General features: G+C 50.1%; 17 protein-coding genes. All 17 read left to right on the top strand.

Annotated elements, in window-relative coordinates; genetic code table 11:
• The first annotated feature begins 47 nt into the window (after window positions 1-47).
• The 17 genes from pnp to DFQ01_RS06875 all read left to right on the top strand — a co-directional run bounded on the left by pnp (window position 48) and on the right by DFQ01_RS06875 (window position 20,802).
• Window positions 48-2,153, top strand: a complete 2,106-nt coding sequence (gene pnp, locus DFQ01_RS06795; RefSeq protein WP_110043123.1) for a polyribonucleotide nucleotidyltransferase — start codon at window positions 48-50, stop codon at window positions 2,151-2,153.
• Window positions 2,154-2,371: 218 nt separating this feature from the next.
• Window positions 2,372-3,361, top strand: a complete 990-nt coding sequence (locus DFQ01_RS06800; protein ID WP_110043124.1) for a polysaccharide deacetylase family protein — start codon at window positions 2,372-2,374, stop codon at window positions 3,359-3,361.
• A 197-nt stretch (window positions 3,362-3,558) separates the two neighbouring features.
• Window positions 3,559-4,824 (top strand): M16 family metallopeptidase, encoded by a 1,266-nt coding sequence (locus DFQ01_RS06805; RefSeq protein WP_110043125.1) that lies wholly within the window; start codon window positions 3,559-3,561, stop codon window positions 4,822-4,824.
• Entirely contained in the window at window positions 4,769-5,248 is a 480-nt protein-coding gene (gene dut / locus DFQ01_RS06810; protein ID WP_110043126.1) for a dUTP diphosphatase, read from the top strand. Before DFQ01_RS06805 ends, dut begins: the two co-directional genes overlap by 56 nt.
• A 485-nt stretch (window positions 5,249-5,733) precedes the next feature.
• Window positions 5,734-6,633 carry a dipicolinate synthase subunit DpsA gene (gene dpsA / locus DFQ01_RS06815; protein ID WP_110043127.1) on the top strand — a complete coding sequence of 300 codons (900 nt, stop codon included), beginning with the start codon at window positions 5,734-5,736 and terminating at the stop codon, window positions 6,631-6,633.
• Complete coding sequence (locus tag DFQ01_RS06820) at window positions 6,630-7,223, top strand: dipicolinate synthase subunit B (RefSeq protein ID WP_110043128.1); 594 nt, start codon at window positions 6,630-6,632, stop codon at window positions 7,221-7,223. The genes dpsA and DFQ01_RS06820 overlap by 4 nt, the downstream gene beginning before the upstream one ends.
• A gap of 260 nt (window positions 7,224-7,483) precedes the next feature.
• Window positions 7,484-8,695, top strand: a complete 1,212-nt coding sequence (gene dapG / locus DFQ01_RS06825) for an aspartate kinase (protein WP_110043129.1) — start codon at window positions 7,484-7,486, stop codon at window positions 8,693-8,695.
• A 90-nt stretch (window positions 8,696-8,785) separates the two neighbouring features.
• The gene (gene dapA, locus DFQ01_RS06830) at window positions 8,786-9,646 is read left to right on the top strand and encodes a 4-hydroxy-tetrahydrodipicolinate synthase (protein WP_110043130.1); all 861 of its coding nucleotides are present in this window, start codon (window positions 8,786-8,788) and stop codon (window positions 9,644-9,646) included.
• Window positions 9,647-10,035: 389 nt separating this feature from the next.
• Complete coding sequence (locus DFQ01_RS06835) at window positions 10,036-11,715, top strand: ribonuclease J (RefSeq protein ID WP_110043131.1); 1,680 nt, start codon at window positions 10,036-10,038, stop codon at window positions 11,713-11,715.
• A gap of 153 nt (window positions 11,716-11,868) precedes the next feature.
• A complete protein-coding gene (locus tag DFQ01_RS06840; RefSeq protein WP_110043132.1) occupies window positions 11,869-12,624 on the top strand; it encodes a ClpP family protease in 756 nt (251 codons plus the stop codon).
• Complete coding sequence (locus DFQ01_RS06845) at window positions 12,621-12,845, top strand: YlzJ-like family protein (protein ID WP_110043133.1); 225 nt, start codon at window positions 12,621-12,623, stop codon at window positions 12,843-12,845. Before DFQ01_RS06840 ends, DFQ01_RS06845 begins: the two co-directional genes overlap by 4 nt.
• Window positions 12,846-12,926: 81 nt before the next feature.
• Complete coding sequence (locus tag DFQ01_RS06850) at window positions 12,927-15,791, top strand: FtsK/SpoIIIE family DNA translocase (RefSeq protein WP_110043134.1); 2,865 nt, start codon at window positions 12,927-12,929, stop codon at window positions 15,789-15,791.
• 377 nt (window positions 15,792-16,168) lie between these two features.
• Window positions 16,169-16,951, top strand: coding sequence for a spore cortex-lytic enzyme (gene sleB, locus DFQ01_RS06855; RefSeq protein ID WP_110043135.1), 783 nt, complete (start codon window positions 16,169-16,171; stop codon window positions 16,949-16,951).
• 166 nt (window positions 16,952-17,117) lie between these two features.
• Window positions 17,118-18,398, top strand: coding sequence for an EF-P 5-aminopentanol modification-associated protein YfmF (gene yfmF, locus DFQ01_RS06860; protein ID WP_110043136.1), 1,281 nt, complete (start codon window positions 17,118-17,120; stop codon window positions 18,396-18,398).
• 3 nt (window positions 18,399-18,401) lie between these two features.
• A complete protein-coding gene (gene yfmH, locus DFQ01_RS06865) occupies window positions 18,402-19,694 on the top strand; it encodes an EF-P 5-aminopentanol modification-associated protein YfmH (protein WP_110043137.1) in 1,293 nt (430 codons plus the stop codon).
• 17 nt (window positions 19,695-19,711) lie between these two features.
• Window positions 19,712-20,440, top strand: a complete 729-nt coding sequence (gene ymfI, locus DFQ01_RS06870) for an elongation factor P 5-aminopentanone reductase (protein WP_110043280.1) — start codon at window positions 19,712-19,714, stop codon at window positions 20,438-20,440.
• A gap of 113 nt (window positions 20,441-20,553) precedes the next feature.
• Complete coding sequence (locus DFQ01_RS06875) at window positions 20,554-20,802, top strand: DUF3243 domain-containing protein (protein WP_110043138.1); 249 nt, start codon at window positions 20,554-20,556, stop codon at window positions 20,800-20,802.
• The last annotated feature ends 5 nt before the right edge of the window (window positions 20,803-20,807 follow it).

Raw genomic sequence — 20,807 nt, forward strand, 5'->3', positions numbered from 1 at the left:
GTTTGCCATGTATGCATGATTCATGCAACATGGTCAGGAGGGATAGTATGCTGCAAAAAGTGGAAATGTCGCTTGGTGGACGCCCGCTCGTGCTGGAAACAGGACGTTTGGCTAAACAGGCGAATGCTGCTGTAACGGTTCGTTACGGCGAAACAGTCGTGCTTTGTACGGTTACCGCTTCTTCGGAACCGAAGGACCTCGACTTCTTCCCATTGACTGTAAACTACGAAGAAAAGCTGTATGCAGTCGGTAAAATTCCAGGTGGTTTCATCAAACGTGAAGGCCGTCCGAGCGAGAAAGCGATTTTGTCGAGCCGTCTGACGGACCGTCCAATTCGCCCATTGTTCCCAGAAGGCTTCCGTAACGATGTTCAAATCGTTAATTTGGTTATGAGCGTCGATCAAGACTGCTCGCCAGAAATCGCTGCAATGATCGGTACGTCTGCTGCGTTGTCGATCTCCGATGTTCCATTCAATGGTCCAATCGGCGGTGTTGTCGTTGGCCGTATTGATGGTCAATTCATCATCAACCCAACGGTTGAGCAAGAAGCAGCAAGCGATATTTTTGTTGTCGTATCGGGTACGCGCGATGCGATCATGATGGTGGAAGCAGAAGCGAATGAAGTGCCAGAGAGCGTCATGCTTGAAGCTATCATGTTCGGCCACGATGAGATCCGCAATATCGTTGCGACGATTGAAGAACTGCAATCGATTGCTGGTAAAGACAAGATGGAAGTGAAGCTGCATGCTGTTGACGGTACGGTCAACGAAGCGGTTCGCGCCTATGCTTCTGAACGTCTGAACGAAGCGATTCGTATTCCTGAGAAGCATGCTCGCCAAGAGGCGATTGACGCTATCAACGTGGAGACGGTTGCCCACTTCAACGAAGTATATGCTGAGACACCGGAATTCATGGACGACGTGAAAGAAGTACTTTATGACATCGTCAAAGAAGAAGTACGTCGTCTCATTACGCATGATAAAATCCGTCCTGACGGCCGTGCGCTTAATGAGATTCGTCCGATCGAGTGCGATACGTCCTTGCTGCCACGTACTCACGGTTCGGGTCTGTTCACACGTGGTCAAACGCAGGCGCTTAGCATTTGTACGCTTGGTGCGCTTGGTGATGTACAAATTCTCGATGGCATCTCGCCAGAAGAATCCAAACGTTTCATGCACCATTATAACTTCCCGCCGTTCTCCGTTGGCGAAGCACGTCCTCTTCGTGCTCCAGGCCGTCGCGAAATCGGTCACGGTGCACTCGGTGAGCGCGCTCTGTCGAAAGTTATTCCGCCTGAATCTGAATTCCCATACACGATCCGTCTCGTATCCGAGGTTCTTGAATCGAACGGCTCGACATCACAAGCAAGTATTTGCGCAAGCACGCTTGCAATGATGGACGCAGGGGTTCCGATAAAAGCACCGGTAGCCGGCATTGCAATGGGTCTGATTAAAGACGGTGATCACTTCTCAATCCTGTCCGACATTCAAGGGATGGAAGACCACCTCGGCGATATGGACTTCAAAGTTGCAGGTACGGCAGCTGGCGTAACGGCAATTCAAATGGACATTAAGATCGACGGTATCGACCGTGCGATTCTGACGCAGGCACTTGATCAAGCACGCGAAGGCCGTATGCACATCCTTGGCAAAATGCTTGAAGTAATTAACGAGCCGCGCAAAAACCTGTCAAAATACGCACCGAAGATTATGACGCTTCGCATTAATCCGGACAAGATCCGTGATGTAATCGGCGCAGGCGGCAAAATCATCAACAAAATCATCGAAGAGACGGGTGTCAAAATCGACATCGAGCAGGACGGCATGGTGTACATCGCTTCTTCTAATGAAGAGATGAACCAGAAAGCTCGTTCGATTATCGAAGGCATCGTCCGCGAAGTTGTTGTTGGCGAAATCTACCTCGGTACGGTAAAACGGATTGAGAAATTCGGCGCATTCGTCGAAATCCTGCCGAACAAGGACGGTCTCGTTCACATTTCGCAAGTATCGACTGAGCGTATTGCGAAGATCGAGGACGTGCTGAAGATTGGCGATCAAATTACGGTTAAAGTAACAGAGATCGACCAACAAGGCCGCATCAATCTGTCGCGCAAAGCAGTACTGACGCAGGAATCGGAAGTTTCCTCGCAATAAGACGACTGCGTGTGGTTCTAGGCATAGCCGAACTCACGCAGCGTTCTAATCATACGCATGTATGATGCAGCAGCATCTATAGCCTAAACGACGAAGAGCCAGATTTGATCTGTCTCTTTTTTTGTTGGTTAAATTTATGACTTAGTAAGGATTGGAACAACCGCATATTCTCGTCCCATTTCTCATACATTGTGAGCATGGGAAAGGTGGGAGTTCGGATGAAGGTTGGCAAAGTTGCGGCGATGGCAGGATGTGTACTTGCTATCCTCGCTCTAGTGAAGCTTAACGAGCCTTTCAGTGAATACATACAAGCGATGCGGAGTACGGGCAGTCAAGTGGAGACCTCGTCTCCAGCCTACAGTGATCATACGAATGAGCGTTTACTTCAAGAAATTCGAAATGAGGCTGCGCAGCGGAACATAAAGCCGATCGATGCGAAGCTTGACCGTGTGTGGAAAGCAATTCCCGGCTATAACGGGCTTGAGGTAGATGTCGATCGTACGTATGCCGCCAATGTCAGCAATGATGCTGGTGCACCGTTAAAACTTTTTTATAAAGAAACCGCACCTGCCGTCAATTTGAATGATCTTGGTGCGCAGCCTGTATATCGCGGCAATCCGAATAAGCAAATGGTATCGCTGATGATCAATGTCGCATGGGGAAATGAATTTCTTGAGCCAATGCTGAAAACGCTAGAAGAAGAAAATGTGAAGGCTACTTTCTTCCTTGATGGCACATGGCTAAGAAATAATCCTGACCTAGCAAAGAAGATTCTAGCGGGAGGTCACGAGCTCTCCAACCATGCGTACAATCATCCGAATATGAGTACACTTAGCCGCGATGCACAGTATCAGCAAATCGCGAAGACGGAGGCGCTCCTTGAATCTGTGCTGGGCGTGAAGGACAATCGTTGGTTCGCACCGCCATCTGGTGATTATAATGGAACAACCGTATCGATCGCGCATTCACAGGGACTGCGAACCGTGCTGTGGACAATAGATACCATTGATTGGAGGAAACCGCCGGCTTCGACGATTTTGAGCCGAGTTCGCAATAAGCTGCAGCCAGGTGCGCTTATTCTCATGCATCCTACAGCTTCAACACGCGATGCGCTGCCTGATCTGATTAAAATGATTAAGTCGAAGGGCTATCAGCTTGGAACGGTCAGCGATACGTTATCACCAAAGCGTACGGACGCGGGCGGTTGAGTGGTGTCACTTAATTTGTTATAGTGGTACTATCTATTGAACGGTAGGACACTGCTCCTCGTGTCTATGTTCAAATCCAACAAAGTATACGATTTCACCAATACTTAGTTTGGATTTTCCTGGGAAGAAATGCACTGTGCCGTTTGATGGACGTCTCAGTCGTTTCACCTTGCGTCAAAACGAAGGAGGACTCTTAATTGAAGAAATATTCATTGAGCAATGGTTTGCGAGTCATTGTTGAGCCGATCCCAACGTGCAGATCGGTTTCTTTCGGCATTTGGGTCAAGACAGGCTCGCGACATGAGAATACACAAGATAATGGTATTTCCCATTTTATTGAGCACATGCTGTTTAAAGGAACTGAACGGTTTACAGCAAAAGATATTGCCGATGTGTTTGATGGCATTGGCGGCAACGTCAATGCGTTCACATCAAAGGAATATACGTGCTATTTTGCCAAAGTGCTGGATCAGCATTTGCCAATCGCGGTTGATGCACTAGCGGATATGTTCTTCAAGTCCCAATTGGATGAAGAAGAGCTTGCCAAAGAGAAGAACGTCATCCTCGAAGAAATTGCGATGTACGAAGACACGCCAGACGATAAGGTACATGATGATGCGTCCCGTGCAGCTTATGGCGATCACCCGCTAGCTTATTCAATCCTCGGCCTTCAGGATCGGCTTCAAGCGATGACGAGCAGCGATCTTCGCAGCTATATGCAGCGTCAATATCGTCTTGACAATGTCGTTATTAGCGTAGCCGGCAATGTAGAAGAACAGAGCTTGATTGAGCTGCTGGAGAAGCATTTTGGCGGGTTCACGAATTCAGGCGTGGCGGAGACGCTCGATACGCCAGTGTTCAACGGCAATTATTTGTTCCATAAGAAGCAGACGGAGCAAAATCATATTTGCATCTCGTTCCCGGGCTGCTCAATTGCAGACCCGAACCTGTATGCGATGGTGCTGCTCAATAATGCGCTTGGCGGCGGCATGAGCTCCCGGCTGTTCCAAGAGATCCGTGAGAAACGCGGCCTTGCATACTCGGTGTACTCGTACCATACTTCGTTCGCCGATACGGGGTTGTTCACAATCTATGCAGGTACTGCGCCGAAGCAGACGGCCGACGTCTTGAACATTACGATGGATATACTTGGCGAGCTTGCGGCTAAAGGTCTGACGGATGCAGAGCTTCATCGTGGCAAAGAGCAGCTTAAGGGCAGCCTCATTCTCAGTCTGGAGAGCACGAGCAGCCGGATGAACCGTAACGGCAAAAACGAGCTGATGCTCGGAAGACACTATACGCTTGATCAAATGCTGGAGCGTATCGATGAAGTAACCATGTCCGATATTGCGGACATGACGAAGAAATTGCTCAGCGTTCCATTTGCGACAGCTGTCGTAGGAACGAATGATAAGGCAGCGGCGAAGCTCAGGAGGGATCAGTTTGTTTCAGGTTCTGTTTAAACGCCTCCCAGGCAATGAGGACGTCAAGCTCCCGGAGCGGATGTCCGCAGCGGCAGCTGGCTTCGATCTGCATGCAGCAGTGGCGGAGCCAACTACGATTGCCCCAGGCGAACGCAAACTTATTCCGACTGGCTTCGCGATGGCGATGCCGGAACAGCTCGAAGCGCAAATCCGCCCTCGCAGCGGTTTAGCGTTCAAGCATGGCATCACATGCCTCAACTCGCCAGGCACGATCGACGCTGATTACCGCGGCGAAGTGAAAGTGCTGCTGATCAACTTAGGTCAAGAGCCATTCGTGATCACACGCGGCGAACGTATCGCTCAGATGGTATTCCAGACCGTCCCGGCGATCACCATCGCCGAAACCGACGAACTCCCTGACACCGTCCGCGGCGCAGGCGGCTTCGGCCATACAGGCGTATAAAAGTAATCACCCGTAAGACCTCATCTCCACTTCAGTGGAAGCTGAGGTCTTTTTCGTTCCAACCAACGTATGTCCCACTCGTCGTGCCTCCAAAGACTATAACGGTTGCCATAGTGGCTATTTCCAAGTAATCTAACCCATTCGAAAGCTAACGGTTGCTACAATCGTTATCGATCAACCAACCCTGCATTTCTCCCCGAAAATGCGCCAGTAAGCACAATAGCAACCGTTACATCGCTAAATCCTCCGTTTCACCCCCATTAAGCTCTCTCGCAACCGTTTACAGTGGCTCCGTCTTACTCCACAATTGTTTCAGCACCAAATCCCCTTGAAGGGAATGGGTATCAAAGCGTTATCGCTGAAACGCAAGAGGGCTCACACGAATAAATTGGGGTCAAAGGGACCTCCCTTAATCATTCACCCCCTTATAGGCTATCGCATATGATGCTCTATATCTTATGAGCGCAGAAAGGAGTGAAGCCTTCATGCTCACCGGCGTTCATGTCCTGCTGATCGGCGGCGATGCCCGTCAGCTCGAAGTGATTCGCAAGCTGACGGAGCTGGACGCTACTGTCACAGTTGTCGGGTTCGAGGGGCTGCATACGTCACTAGATGGCGCTATACACGCTGAATTGCGCGACGAACTGTTCGACGTTGCGGACGTGCTTCTGCTTCCCGCTGTCGGAACAGATGATTCCGGCCTTGTGACTGCCGTATTCAGTGATCGGGAGCTGAAGCTGACATCAGCGCAAATCGGACGTTTGCCGAAGCATGCGGTCGTATATGCAGGGATGGCTAAGCCTTACCTCGTGAACCTATGCGCAGAACACAGCATTGGACTCGTCGAGCTGTTTGAACGGGATGATGTGGCAATATATAACTCGATTCCGACTGCTGAGGGTGCCATTATGATGGCGATTCAGAATACGGATATTACGATTCATGGCTCCAACTGCATGGTGCTCGGAATCGGTAGAACAGGGCTGACACTCGCAAGAACTTTGCAAGGTTTGGGCGCTAAAGTTAAGGTGGGCGTTCGGCGTGAAGAGCACTTCGCACGCGCATGGGAGATGGGTTTTCTCCCGTTTTATACGGATCGTTTGATGCACGAAGTTGGTAACATTGACTTGCTTTTTAATACAATTCCGACTATGATAGTCACAGCGCAAATTATTGCGAATTTGCCCTCCAGGGCGGTCATTATCGACCTTGCATCCAAGCCTGGCGGTACCGATTTTCGGTTCGCTGAGAAGCGTGGAATGAAGGCGATGCTGGCTCCCGGTCTCCCGGGTATCGTCGCGCCGAAGACGGCTGGACGAATCATAGCGGATTGCTTATGCCAATTAATTTTGGACAATGCGAAGCTGTGGGGGGAGAGACCATGAACTGGTCGGGGATAACGGTCGGTTACGCTTTGACAGGATCACACTGCACGTTTGCTGAGGTGATGCCGCATATTCAACGGTTCGTTGATCTGGGAGCGAATGTTGTTCCAATCGCATCTCATACATTAATGACGACAGATACGCGGTTTGGCACTTCGGAACATTGGCAGTCTGAGCTGAAACGGATTACGGGGAACGATATTATCTCGACGATTGTTCAAGCTGAGCCGCTCGGACCGTCGAAGCTGATTGATGTGCTGCTAATAGCGCCTCTCACGGGCAATTCGACGAGCCGTTTGGCGAATGCATTGACCGATAGCGCACCATTGATGGCAGCGAAAGCGCAGATGCGCAACGGACGTCCCGTCGTGCTTGCTATTTCTACGAATGACGGTCTCGGATTGAATGCAGCCAATATTGCAAAGCTTCTCGTCGCGAAGAACATCTATTTCGTCCCGTTTGGCCAAGACAATCCGGAGCAGAAACCAAATTCCTTGGTTGCCCGTATGGATCTTGTAGTCGAAGCGTGTGAAGCTGCTCTTCAAGGAAAACAGCTTCAACCGATGCTAGTCGAGCGTTTTCTGTACTAGATGGAATTGTAATGCGTTATACATCTTTGAAATGCTTCGATAGAGCTTTTCTCATAGATACACGCCTGAAGTAGGGGAGACGAATGGTTAACAGCCATTGTCCCCTCCACGCGTTCGGGCAGTTGTCTTCCGTGCGTTCACACTGGCGCTGTTTGGAACGCTGTTCACCATACAATTATCTGTTTTACGCCATCATACCCATTCGAATAGCTGCTCCCGGCGTCTATAGTCTTCATTGACCAATTTGGAGGACTGACATCATGCGAATACTTGTTCAAAAGTTCGGGGGCACCTCGCTTGCTACAGAGCAAGCGAGGGAATTTGTCATTCGTCATATCGCAAGGGAACGGGATCGTGGCTATGCACTTGTCGTTGTCGTGTCCGCGATGGGGCGCGAGGGTGATCCGTACGCAACGGATACGCTCCTTAAGATGATTGCTAGTAATGGCGATTCTCTGCCTGCAAGAGAGAAGGACCTGCTGCTTGGCTGTGGCGAGATTATCTCGACTGCTGTCCTGGTCAGCAAGCTTCGATCTGAAGGTATTAATGCTTCTGGTCTAACAGGCGGAGCAGCTGGCGTAATTACAGATTCGACTTTTGGCTCAGCACGTATTGTTGAAGTACGTACTGAAGCCTTAATTGAAACACTGCAGCGCGGAGATGTTGCAGTCGTGGCAGGATTTCAAGGTCGGACGGAGAATAGTGAACTAACGACACTCGGAAGAGGCGGCAGCGATACATCTGCAACGGCACTTGGCGCTGCGCTTCGTGCTGAACGAGTTGACATCTATACCGACGTTAACGGTATCTTGACAGCCGATCCACGCATTGTGTCCGAAGCGAAGCCGCTTACGGTTGTCGGGTATGCAGAGATTTGCAATATGGCAAGACAAGGAGCAAAGGTCATTCATCCGCGAGCAGTAGAGATTGCACAGCAGGCGCGAATTCCGCTGCGTGTTCGGTCGACATTCTCCGAGGATGAAGGTACGCTTGTTACGGATGATCGGACATTCGCCGGCACATCTGTTCGTGATAAGCATGTAACGGGAATTGCACACGTTGCTGGGGTTACCCAAATATCGGTCTATGCCCGTGAGGGACAGGTCGATGTGCAGCTGCAAGTTTTTCAATCGATGGCTCGTCATGGAATCAGCGTTGATTTTATTAACGTTACACCAGGAGGAGCTGTCTATACCGTATTCGACCGCGATGCGGAGAAAGCAGTTCAAGTGCTGGAGAAGCTCGGCTATATACCCAATGCGGTCAGCGGTTGTGCCAAAGTTTCGGTTATCGGCGGCGGCATGAACGGTGTTCCTGGCATTATGGCAAGGATCGTCGAAGCACTAAGTGAGGCGAGTATCCCTATTCTTCAATCGGCGGACTCCAATACGACGATTTGGGTTCTCGTAAGGCAGGAGAACATGGCAGACGCGCTGCGCGCACTGCACACGAAGTTCGAACTGCATTTATAGCGACAATGGCGGTGCAAGCGGTGAAAATGCCGCTTGTCCCGATCTATACAATAAGATGTCTACGGTTTCAACTAGGCAGGAGGAATCGTCATGGATTTTGGCAGATTAATGACAGCAATGGCAACACCATTTGATGCAGAGGGCTCAATTGATTGGGAAGCAACAGGTAGATTAATTGATTATTTAATCGAAGAACAGTTATCCGACACATTGGTCATCGCCGGCACGACTGGCGAAGCACCTACGCTGAACGAAGCGGAGAAAGAACAATTGTTCCGTTTCTCAGTTCAACGTGCTGGCGGCCGCGCGAAAATCATCGCGGGTACAGGAAGCAACGACACAGCGCATACGATTCATATGACAGCTATGGCTGAGGCTTGTGGCGTCGATGGCATTTTACTTGTTACTCCTTATTACAACAAGCCAAATCAAGAGGGACTATACCAGCATTTCAAAGCAATTGCTGAGTCGACGAAGCTTCCGATCATGCTTTACAATGTTCCGTCCCGTACGGGTATCAACATGACGACAGCGACGACGTTGCGTTTGGCTGAATTGCCTAACGTTGTTGCAACCAAAGATTGTGCACCACTTGATCAGTTGGCTGAAATTGCAGAGAATGCTCCTTCTCATTTCCGTGTCTACAGCGGTGATGACAGCGCGGCGTTGCCTGCATTAGCAGTTGGAGCCTATGGTATTGTTAGCGTTGCCAGTCACGTAATTGGCGCTGATATGAAAGCAATGATCAATGCTTATTTGGAAGGCGATGTTCGCAAGGCATCTAAGCTTCATGCCAAGAGCTTGCCGATCTTCAAAGGTCTGTTCATTTACCCGAGCCCAGCTCCGGTCAAATATGCATTGGCGCTGAAAGGCCTATCGGTCGGCGGCGTCCGCCTGCCGCTTGTCACAATGACAGATGCAGAGGGCGAATACTTGCGCCAACTTGTTTAATCGGCAGCCATTTAGCCGATCTGAAGCGGGAATGTAACCGGTGCATCGGCCGCAAGCACAGCTTGTTGGCGAAGCATCGGTTTTTTATTTAGAATTTATAATTTTTCGAGATTGTAGGAAAGAATAAATTCTTACTAGCGATAAAACCTACTACATAAGTGCAGTCGCACATCCAGCCTCGATAAATGAGGCGACAGCCGGTTCACCTTGTATTCCATCTTTTGTATCATGTATAATGAGGTACAAGTGACTCGGTGCGGCAATTTTATGAAGAAGGAACCGGTTAACGTAGAGCGGTGTTTCAAAGATACGACCCTTACAAATATAAATAATGCTTACGAAGCTGATGACGACGCTTACGCAAAGCTTTATAGGAGGTATAGATTCAGTTGTCCAAGAAGAATAATCAAGATAAACTGCTCATTTTCGCCCTAGGTGGCGTAGGTGAGATCGGTAAGAACATGTATGCCATTCAGTATGGCAGCGACATTGTCATTGTTGATGCGGGTTTGAAATTCCCTGAAGAAGATATGCTCGGTATCGACATCGTAATTCCAGATATTTCGTATTTGCTTGAGAATCGCGACAAAGTTCGCGGTATTCTCGTTACACACGGTCACGAAGACCACATCGGTGGCTTGCCGTTTGTACTGAAAAGTCTGAACGTTCCTGTATTTGGCACGAAGCTGACACTTGGTCTGATCGAAGGCAAGCTGAAGGAAGCTGGATTGCTCGGTGAGACGAAGCGTATTCTCATCAATGCGGATTCCGAAGTGCAACTCGGTTCGATCACAGCTACGTTCTTCAAAACAAACCACAGTATTCCAGATTCGCTTGGCGTATGCTTGGACACGCCCGAAGGCCGCGTTGTACATACAGGCGACTTTAAGTTCGATCACACGCCTGTTAACGGCGAGTTCGCAGATCTTCAGCGTATTGCTGAGATCGGCAGCAAAGGTGTACTTGCGCTGCTGTCTGACAGCACGAACGCAGAACGCCCAGGTTTTACGCCTTCCGAGAGCGTTGTTGGTCATAATCTAGAAGAGATTTTCCGTAAAGCAACGCAGCGTGTTGTTGTTGCAACGTTCGCATCGAACGTTCACCGTATTCAACAGGTTGTAAATGCAGCAGCGGCTACTCGCCGTAAAATCGCAGTTGTTGGTCGTTCGATGGTTAACGTTGTATCGATCGCTGGTGAACTCGGCTACCTGAACATTCCGGAAGGCATGATCATCGAGCCAGAAGAAGTGAACAAAATGGCAGCAGACCGCGTCGTCATTTTGTGCACAGGCAGCCAAGGCGAGCCGATGTCCGCATTAACGCGTATGGCACGCTCGACGCACCGCAAAATTGACATTTTGCCAGGCGATACGGTTATTATTGCAGCAACACCAATTCCGGGTAACGAACGTCACGTAGGGCGTACAGTTGATGAACTGTTCCGTCTTGGCGCTAACGTTATTTACGGACCAGGATCGGTATCCGGCGTTCACGTTTCCGGTCACGGCAGCCAAGAAGAGCTGAAACTGATGCTCAACTTGATCCGTCCGAAATTCTTTATTCCAATCCACGGTGAATATCGTATGCTCCGCCTGCATGCTCAACTTGGTGAAGCAGTAGGTATCGAGCGTGAGAATATCTTCATCATCGATAACGGTGATACGGTCGAGTTCCAGAATGGTGCAGCTCGTAAAGGCTCGAAAGTACAAGCTGGTAACGTACTGATTGACGGTCTTGGCGTTGGTGATGTAGGTAACATCGTACTTCGTGACCGCAAGCTTCTGTCGCAAGACGGTATTCTCGTTGTCGTTGTTACACTGAGCAAGCAGGATGGAACAATCCTGTCCGGTCCGGACATCATTTCGCGTGGTTTCGTCTACGTACGTGAATCCGAAGGTCTGCTGGACGAAGCAAACCGCATCGTCACTTCGACGCTGAACAAGCTGATGAACGACAATGTGAACGAGTGGGCATCGCTGAAGACGAATGTGAAGGACGCGCTTGGCCGCTTCCTGTATGAGCAAACGCGCCGTCGTCCAATGATCCTGCCGATCATTATGGAAGTATAATAAATCAGTAAAGATAGAGGATGCAGCAAAGCGCTGAATAAGCGTGATGCTGCATCCTTTTTTCGTTCCAATATCGCAATCGACTGCATAATCATCCACTCCAATACCATACTATGACGAGCTACATTCCGTCTGATAAAGGAGCATACCGTGATGAATGAAGAGCTCGTCGAGTTGAAGTCGGAGCAGCCGGAGCCGGCCACGCCGGCGGATGATAAACGCAAACCACCTTCTGTCGTTGAGACGATTACGCAATTAGGGCAAACATCAACGCCAGCCCCTGCGGAGTCGAACATTTATTGTATGACGATCATTGGTCAGGTCGAAGGGCATCTCGTACTGCCACCGCAAAATAAAACGACCAAATATGAGCATTTGATTCCACAGCTAGTCGCGGCCGAGCAGAACCCGAAGATTGAGGGCATTCTGATCGTGCTCAACACAGTAGGTGGAGACGTGGAAGCTGGACTTGCGATCGCAGAGATGATTGCATCGTTATCCAAGCCTACGGTAACGCTAGTGTTAGGTGGAGGACATTCGATTGGTGTGCCAATCGCCGTATCTGCCAATCAATCTTATATCGCGGAGTCCGCAACAATGACGATCCACCCGATACGGATGAACGGGCTTGTGATTGGCGTTCCGCAGACATTCGAATATTTGGATAAAATGCAGGAGCGCGTCGTTCGGTTCGTTACCACCCATTCCAAGGTAAGTGAACAGCAGTTCAAGGAGCTTATGTTCAAAACCGGTGAACTGACGCGTGATATCGGTACGACCGTTATCGGCTCGGACGCTGTGAAGTACGGCCTCATAGATGCAATCGGCGGTATCGGAGAGGCTTTAGCCTCGCTAAATGCGCTTATTAGTCAGCGGCGTGCAGCGCCTGCAGGAGTGCTGCCGTCATGACGCTCTATACTTCAATGCCGTTAGAGCTTGTGCTCGCTGGAATGAACGATGAACGTGAGCCGCTAATTGAGCTGGAGCAGGATGGGGCATTAATGCAGCTTGCTCCACTTGCACCAGGCATCGGGAAGCTCGTTCGACTCGTTCATGCACCGCTCGATCATTACTTAAATCCGCGCTTTCAGCCAGGTGCTTACATTGTTTACAGCTCGCCCACAGATTGATTGTGGACGGGCTGTTTTCGTTTTTGCTCGATAGGAACAATTGTCCACCTATGGTATAATCGTTAATTAGAGGTGAGCAGAATGGCGAAGCGTAGACGTAAGGCGCGCAAATCGATAGGCGAAAGCCTGAAGTATGAGATATACGGAATTTTGCTCATAACATTATCGGTTATTGCCCTATCTGGAGAGGCGGCTGTTGGCCGTTCCTTGTCCAAGTTGTTTGGATTACTGCTAGGCAAATATTACTTTGTAATCGCGTTAGTAGGCGTCTATGTCGGCTTAACCGTCATGGTGAAGCGAGCATGGCCCAAAGGATGGTCAAGCCGTAAAACGGGCATTTTGGTGCTTATACTGGGTCTAACCTTATGGAGCTCGATAGCAGAGATCGATCGTAAATTCGATCCTGTCGATTCAGCGGTTGAGATGACAGCAAGCAGTATATTACATCAACTAGGCAGCGATTTGCAGGGTCAGCTCCTATCACCGGAAGCTCCATCAGGATCGGTTATGTCACGAGACATAGCTGGCGGATATGCCGGTGCTGTGCAATATACGATTTTGTATGCGCTTTTTGGGGTGTACGGAACGAAATTCCTACTTCTTGTAATGTTCGCGATCTCGATTATGCTCATTACAGGCAAGTCGTACATCGATATTCTTCAAGGAGCTAGAAAACGCATAGGTCGCTTGATCATCCTTCTGAGGGCCAAATATGCGAACCGACGCCCACGTACGGTAGCGGTTTCAGCCGCGAGAGCAGCAGGGCAGGGTGCAGGTACACCGTTGGCACGGCGTTCTATTGATGATTTTGACGATGACGCCGATGAAGATGATGACGATGGAACGTCGCCAGCTTCAAACAGGAGAAGCTCGCTTCTATTCCCTTGGATGCGGAATCGTCAACAGCCAGCTGAGCAGCATACAGCTGAACCTCGCGAATGGACGATGGACCACGATGATGAGCAAGAAGAGGCTCCACCGCAGCGACAGCCGCGCACACCAGTTGTACGCATACATAGTGACCGTGATCGAAGTAGTGATTCAGCAGATGAACAACAGCAGCACGCCGAGGAGAGACCATCAGAGTCGATTCTGAGCCGAATGCTTCGTCGTGCGGGCAGTCCAGATACGCGTGTGCCTCAGCAGGCAGAATCTGCATCTGAGCAAGGCTATCATGAGGCTGATGAAACCCCACCTTGGGCACAAGAACACAACGAATTCGAGGAGAATGCTGAGGACGATACTCCGTTTGATATGCCGGAGGGGTATTCACAGCAGCGTGTTGCTCCTTCATCCTTGTCTCCTGCGTTTGAGGATGGCCAAGATGAGCACAATGGTCAGGGCGGGCAGTATGACGACGCGGAAATCGATGAAGACTCTGTCGATCATCATGTTCATTATGATCAGGAAGAGATGCATCAACCTGAAATACATGAATCGGAAGCTCTGCAATCGGAATCTGGTGACAGTGCAGCGACTGACTCTGTTCCACATTCAGTAGTGCCGAAGGCGAAGCCGTATAAGCTGCCTTCCTTATCGCTGCTAGCGAAGCCGGCTGGTGGAGGTAAAGGATCAGATGGTGTTGATCGACTGGAGTCGCAGCGGAAGCTCGAAGCCACACTTGAAAGCTTTGGCGTCCGAGCGAAGGTGCTTGATGTTGTGCAAGGTCCTGCGGTAACCCGATATGAGGTTCAGCCAGCAACTGGCGTTAAAGTTAGCCGAATTGTTGGTTTGCAGGATGACATTGCACTTGCATTAGCTGCTAAAGATATCCGGATGGAAGCGCCAATTCCAGGTAAGTCGGCAATTGGCATCGAGGTGCCGAACTCGGAAGTTTCCGTCGTCACGATGCGCGAGGTAATGGAGTCGAACGCATTCCAAAATGCAGGCTCGAAACTGTCCATTGCATTCGGCCGTGACATTTCTGGACAATCGATTGTCGGCAACTTGGCGAAGATGCCCCACTTGCTCGTCGCAGGTGCGACCGGTTCAGGTAAATCGGTATGTATCAACGGCATCATCACTAGCATTCTATACAAGGCGAAGCCTGATGAAGTGAAATTTATGATGATCGACCCGAAGATGGTCGAGCTCAATATGTACAACGGCATTCCGCACTTATTGGCACCGGTAGTTACGGATCCACGGCGCGCATCACTTGCACTGAAGAAAATTGTCGTCGAGATGGAGAAACGATATGAGCTGTTCTCCAAATCAGGTACTCGTAACATCGAAGGCTATAACAATCTAATGGAGTCCAATCCAGCTGCTGTACTGCCTTATATCGTTGTCATCGTCGACGAGCTTGCCGACCTGATGATGGTCGCTGCCAACGACGTCGAGGATGCGATTACACGTCTTGCACAGATGGCTCGTGCCGCAGGTATTCACTTGATCATCGCGACGCAGCGCCCTTCGGTAGACGTCATCACTGGTGTCATCAAGGCGAACATTCCATCTCGGATCGCTTTCGGTGTATCATCCCAGGTGGATTCCCGTACGATTCTCGATATGGCTGGCGCCGAGAAGCTGCTCGGCCGCGGCGATATGCTGTTCTTGCCGGTCGGCATGTCGAAGCCGATCCGGGTACAAGGTGCATTCTTATCCGATCCAGAAGTCGAGTCGATCGTTGAGCACTGTAGATCGCAAGGGGAAGCAGAGTATAAGCCGGAGCTTGTTCCAGAGATCGATGACTCCGGGAATGGACAGGATGAAGAGATACTGGACGAGCTGTTCGATCAAGCGGTTGGCATCGTAGTAGATGCGAAGCAAGCATCCGTTTCCCTGCTCCAGCGCAGAATGCGCGTTGGTTACACGCGTGCGGCACGTCTCATTGACCAGATGGAAGCCAAAGGCGTTGTCGGCCCTTACGAAGGCAGCAAGCCACGCGAAGTGCTGTGGACACCAGACCACGCCAACGCACGCACCAGCGGCCAGCAGAACTAAATAAACTAATAAAATGCTCGAAGCCCCCGGCTTCGAGCATTTTTAATTTTTGGTGAACAAAGCTTGCCCCAAAGGGCACGCGACTCCATGCACACTGCAGCTCTAATACGCCTCTGTCCCAACACCGACCCCTTCCGGGGTCCAGGGGACGGGAGTCCCATGGGGTCCTCCCTAGCAGGGAGGATTTAGGCGGGTAGAAATCTAGGTGGGTAGAAATTTTTGATGTAGTACTTTATAAATTGATGTTTAAAAGGAATTATTGGAGTCAATGGGGCTCCGCCCCTTTCATGCATAGAAACGTTAGCCGTTTCTCATACTACCGACAGGATGCGCTTCAAAATACTTACCAACTTGCATGAGAAAGGCAGATCCAGAACATGAGAAATCGCCTGATAGTGATGACGGTTGTCATTGTGCTGCTGTTGTTCGGAGCGTATTCGCTCCACTATGCGGACAAAGGCAAGTCTGCAGAGACGTTCAGCAGCGCGATCATTAAGCTGGGCTCCTCCGGCAAAGACGTGACTGAATTGCAGGGCAGGTTAAAGTTTCTAGGTTATTACAGCAGTTCGATTGATGGTCAATTCGGTTACACAACTTTGAATGCTGTGAAGTGGTTCCAATGGAAGTTTGGAATGAAGGCTGACGGTGTTGTGGGCGCACAGACGAAGCTGAAGCTGTGGAATGCAACGAAGAACTGGGCACCTTCCGCAAGCGATCAATCTTCGTCGTCAGGGTCGAGCGGAACCGATAAATCGACTTCGACGGGCACCACTACAACAATCAGTAAATCGAACCGTTTGGGCCTTACAGACAACGATATCAAAATTATGGCGAATGCTGTGTACGGCGAATCACGTGGTGAGCCGTATGAAGGTCAAGTTGCTGTCGCAGCCGTTATTCTCAACCGGTTGAAATCGCCAAGCTTCCCGAACTCGATTTCGGGTGTTATTTATCAGCCTGGTGCGTTTACTGCAGTAGCAGATGGTCAAATCAATTTGACGCCTAATGAGACGGCGAAGCGGGCCGTTCAGGATGCGATTAACGGCTGGGATCCTAGTGGCGGATGCATCTATTATTTCAACCCAGATACAGCAACTTCCGCATGGATTTGGTCGCGCCCGCAAGTGAAAACAATCGGGAAGCACATTTTCTGTATGTAAAAGGTTGTATAAACAGGTCTAACAAACAGAAGCAGCCCGCCTGTTCAGGCGCAGGTTGCTTCTGCCTTTTCCAATCCGTTAGAATGGTAATTGAACAGGATGGATTGGAATAGATTTACTATGGATGACAAAGCGATCAAGCTGGAATATGGAAGGGGCTGACGGTATGAGTTCCAACACTTTTGAACGAGGCCGGGTGAACCGGATTCGGCTGCATGTAATGCCAACGACCCGGTTCAAAACGTTCGCGATTACGCTATATGCAGGCATTCCACTGGAGGAGAATCAAGTTACTTCGACAGCGCTGCTGCCATTTGTTTTCCGTCGCGGAACGTCTACAACACCGGAAACGATTGCTCTTCGTGAGCGCTTGGACGATCTGTATGGAGCAGGTTTTGGTTTTGATGTGTTCAAGCGTGGCAACAATCAATTCATCCAGTTCCGTATGGATGTCATTAACGATGCATTCGTTGAATCGAAGGAGTCGCTGCTTGCTGCTTCTCTTCGTTATTTGGGCGAGGTTGTATCGGAGCCGCTGCTGGAGAGCGGGCATTTTGCAACAAAATATGTGCAATCTGAGCGCGATACGCTGCGTAAGCGTTTAGAAGCCATCATTAATGATAAGATTCGTTATGCTTCCGAGCGCTGTACAGAAGTGATGTGCGAGGGAGATCCATACCGACTGCACGCGCTTGGCAACCGTGCCGATCTGCCGAATATTTCAGCGGAATCGCTGTATGAACGGTATCATCAATGGATTAACGAAGCGGTATTTGATTTGTACATAGCTGGCGATACATCACTCGCTGAAGTTGAGACATTGGTTGCAGAAGCTTTCAAGCTGCCGGATGGCGATATCGGTGCCTTCGCATCGACGGACGTTCGTTCGGATGCACGTGAAGTGAAGACCGTTGTTGAGAAAATGGACGTGAAACAAGGGAAGCTCAACCTTGGTTTAAGGACCGGAATCAGCTATGGTGACGATCAATATCCGGCGCTTCTTGTTTATAATGGCGTTTTGGGTGCTTACCCGCACTCGAAACTGTTTATAAATGTACGTGAGAAAGCGAGTCTGGCATATTATGCATCCTCGCGCATTGATGGGCATAAAGGTCTGCTTACGATTCAATCGGGCATTGAGATCGACAAGTACGAGCGAGCGCTGACGATTATCAAAGAGCAAATTGCGGACATTCAAGCCGGCAAAATCAGTGAGCTTGAAATCGATCAGACGAAGGCGATGCTCGTTAACTCCGTCCGAGAAATGCAGGATTCAGCTGCTGAGCTGATTGCATATGATTTCAATGCACAGTTCTCCGGCAGCACCCGCACAGCGGAGGCGTTCATTGCACAGATTCAAGCCGTTACTGCGGACGATATTGTTCAGATTGCGAATGGTATTCATCTCGACACCGTATACTTCTTACGCGACAGGAAGGAGGCATAGGCAATGGAAACACTAGCTTATCCAGGCGTGCAGGAGACCCTGTACCGCGAAGTGATGCCAGGTGGCCTAGAGGTTTTTGTACTTCCGAAGGAAGGGTTTCAGAAGACATATGCAACCTTCTCGACCAAATACGGGTCTGTCGATAATCGGTTTGGTGTAGAGGGAAAACCACTTGTTAGTGTCCCAGATGGTATTGCCCATTTTCTAGAGCACAAAATGTTTGAGGAGCCAACGGGGGATATTTTCGCCACCTTCTCCAAACAAGGTGCTTCCGCCAACGCTTATACGAGCTTCGACCGCACGGTCTATCTGTTCTCGGCAACGGAGCAAATTCCGGCAAACCTCGAAACGCTCATCGACTTTGTCCAGCATCCTTATTTCACGGATGAGAACGTAAACAAGGAGAAGGGCATTATCGAGCAGGAGATTCAAATGTATCAGGACAATCCGGATTGGCGCGTCTACTTCGGCTTGTTCGATGCAATGTACCATGCGCATCCGATTCATATCGATATTGCGGGTACGGTAGAATCCATTTATCAGATCGACAAAGAGACGCTGTATAGCTGCTATGAGACGTTCTACCATCCGACGAACATGATTCTGTTCGTTGTGGGCGGTGTGGATGCCAAAGAAGTGTTCGAGCTTGTACGTCGCAATCAAGAGCGTAAGTCGTTCCCGCCGCAGGGTCGCATCATTCGTTCGTTTGATCCGGAGCCAACTTCGGTCAAGGAGTCGAGAAAGCTGCTAAACTTGCCGGTATCGCTGCCGAAATGCATGTTTGGTTTCAAAGAAACGAAGGTAGGCTTCTCGGGTGAAGCTTTGCAGAGACGGGAAGTTGCAACGCGCATCATGCTAGACATCGTCTTCGGCGCCAGCTCGCCGTTGTACCAATCGCTGTATGACGAAGGGTTAATCTCTGACTCGTTCTCACATGAATATAATGCTTCGCCAGAATACAGCTTCTCTGTTATCGGCGGAGAGACGAGGGATCCTGATGCACTGCTGGCTCATGTCCGTGAGGCGGTCGATAAGCTGCTGACTGCAGGCATTAGCAGTGAAGCGTTCGAACGTTCCCGTCGTAAAAAAATCGGTGGATACTTGCGTATGCTCAATTCCCCTGAGGCTATTGCCGGAGAATTTACGCGGTATCGTTTCCGTGGCGGCGACTTGTTCGCACTGCTGCCGCAATATGAGCAGGTCACCCTGCAAGAGGTCAACGACCGTCTACGCGAGCATTTCGACTGGAATCAGCTTGCTGTTTCGGTGGTTGCTTCCGAGGAGAAGTCGAGTTGAGCAAACCGCTTCACGAAATGACGGTGCTCATCACCGGGGGAAGCCGCGGCATCGGCGCTGCCATCGCGCAGCGCTTCGCCGCGGAGCGGATGAACATCATCATTCATTATTTGCAATCGCATGAGGCAGCCAACGAGACGGCACGCCGCTGTATGCGGCTTGGGTCGAATGTTATGACGATCTCGGCTGATTTGCGATCAAAGGATCAAATCATACGAATGCGGGACAAGTTGGAAGACCGTGGACTGATACCCGATATTCTCGTTAATAATGCAGGCGTCGCCCATTACGGTATGCTGTCAGATGTGACGGAGCAGGAGTGGGATGATGTGATGTCTGTCAACCTGAAGAGCATGTTTCTAACGACGCAGCTGTTTATGGCGCCGATGATACGCCAGCGGTTCGGACGGGTGATTAACGTATCCTCGGTATGGGGGCAGTCTGGTGCTTCTTGTGAAGTGCTGTATTCTACGACCAAAGGCGGCATGAACGCATTCACGAAAGCGCTCGCGAAGGAGCTTGCGCCTTCTGGTGTGACGGTTAATGCGGTTGCACCAGGCGCAGTGGATACCGTTATGCTGGACAAGCTTGATAGCTCGGAGAAGCAAGCGCTCGAGCAGGAAATTCCGCTTGGCCGTTTCGCACAGCCTGATGAGATTGCTTCATTGGTTTATTTCTTATCGCTGCCTGAGTCTGCGTACATAACGGGACAAGTGATCAGTCCGAATGGCGGCTGGATGACTTGATTCTATAATTGTTCGAATAGACAGGCGGATACTCGCGCACACTACAATCGTTGCTCACTCAGCCGTTGTTGTTGTTGAATGAAGCAGCAGACCATTGTAGGAGGCGAAGACCAGTGTCCACGGTCCTTTCGAATTTCGATTCATGGAAGCAATTTTTAGCTGATCGTCTTGAGCAGGGTAAGAAATTAGGACTTACTGATGATACCATTGCGAATCTTGCGTTCGAGATCGGCTCATTCCTTGACGAGCGTGTAGATCCGAAAAATGAAGAGCAGCGGGTACTCAAAGAAATTTGGGATGCCGGTGACGAAGATGAACGCAAAACGCTGGCAAGACTTATGTGCAAGCTTGTGCAGCATTAATGTCG

Origin of the sequence: Paenibacillus cellulosilyticus (genome assembly GCF_003182255.1) — a bacterium.
Lineage (GTDB): Bacteria > Bacillota > Bacilli > Paenibacillales > Paenibacillaceae > Paenibacillus_T > Paenibacillus_T cellulosilyticus.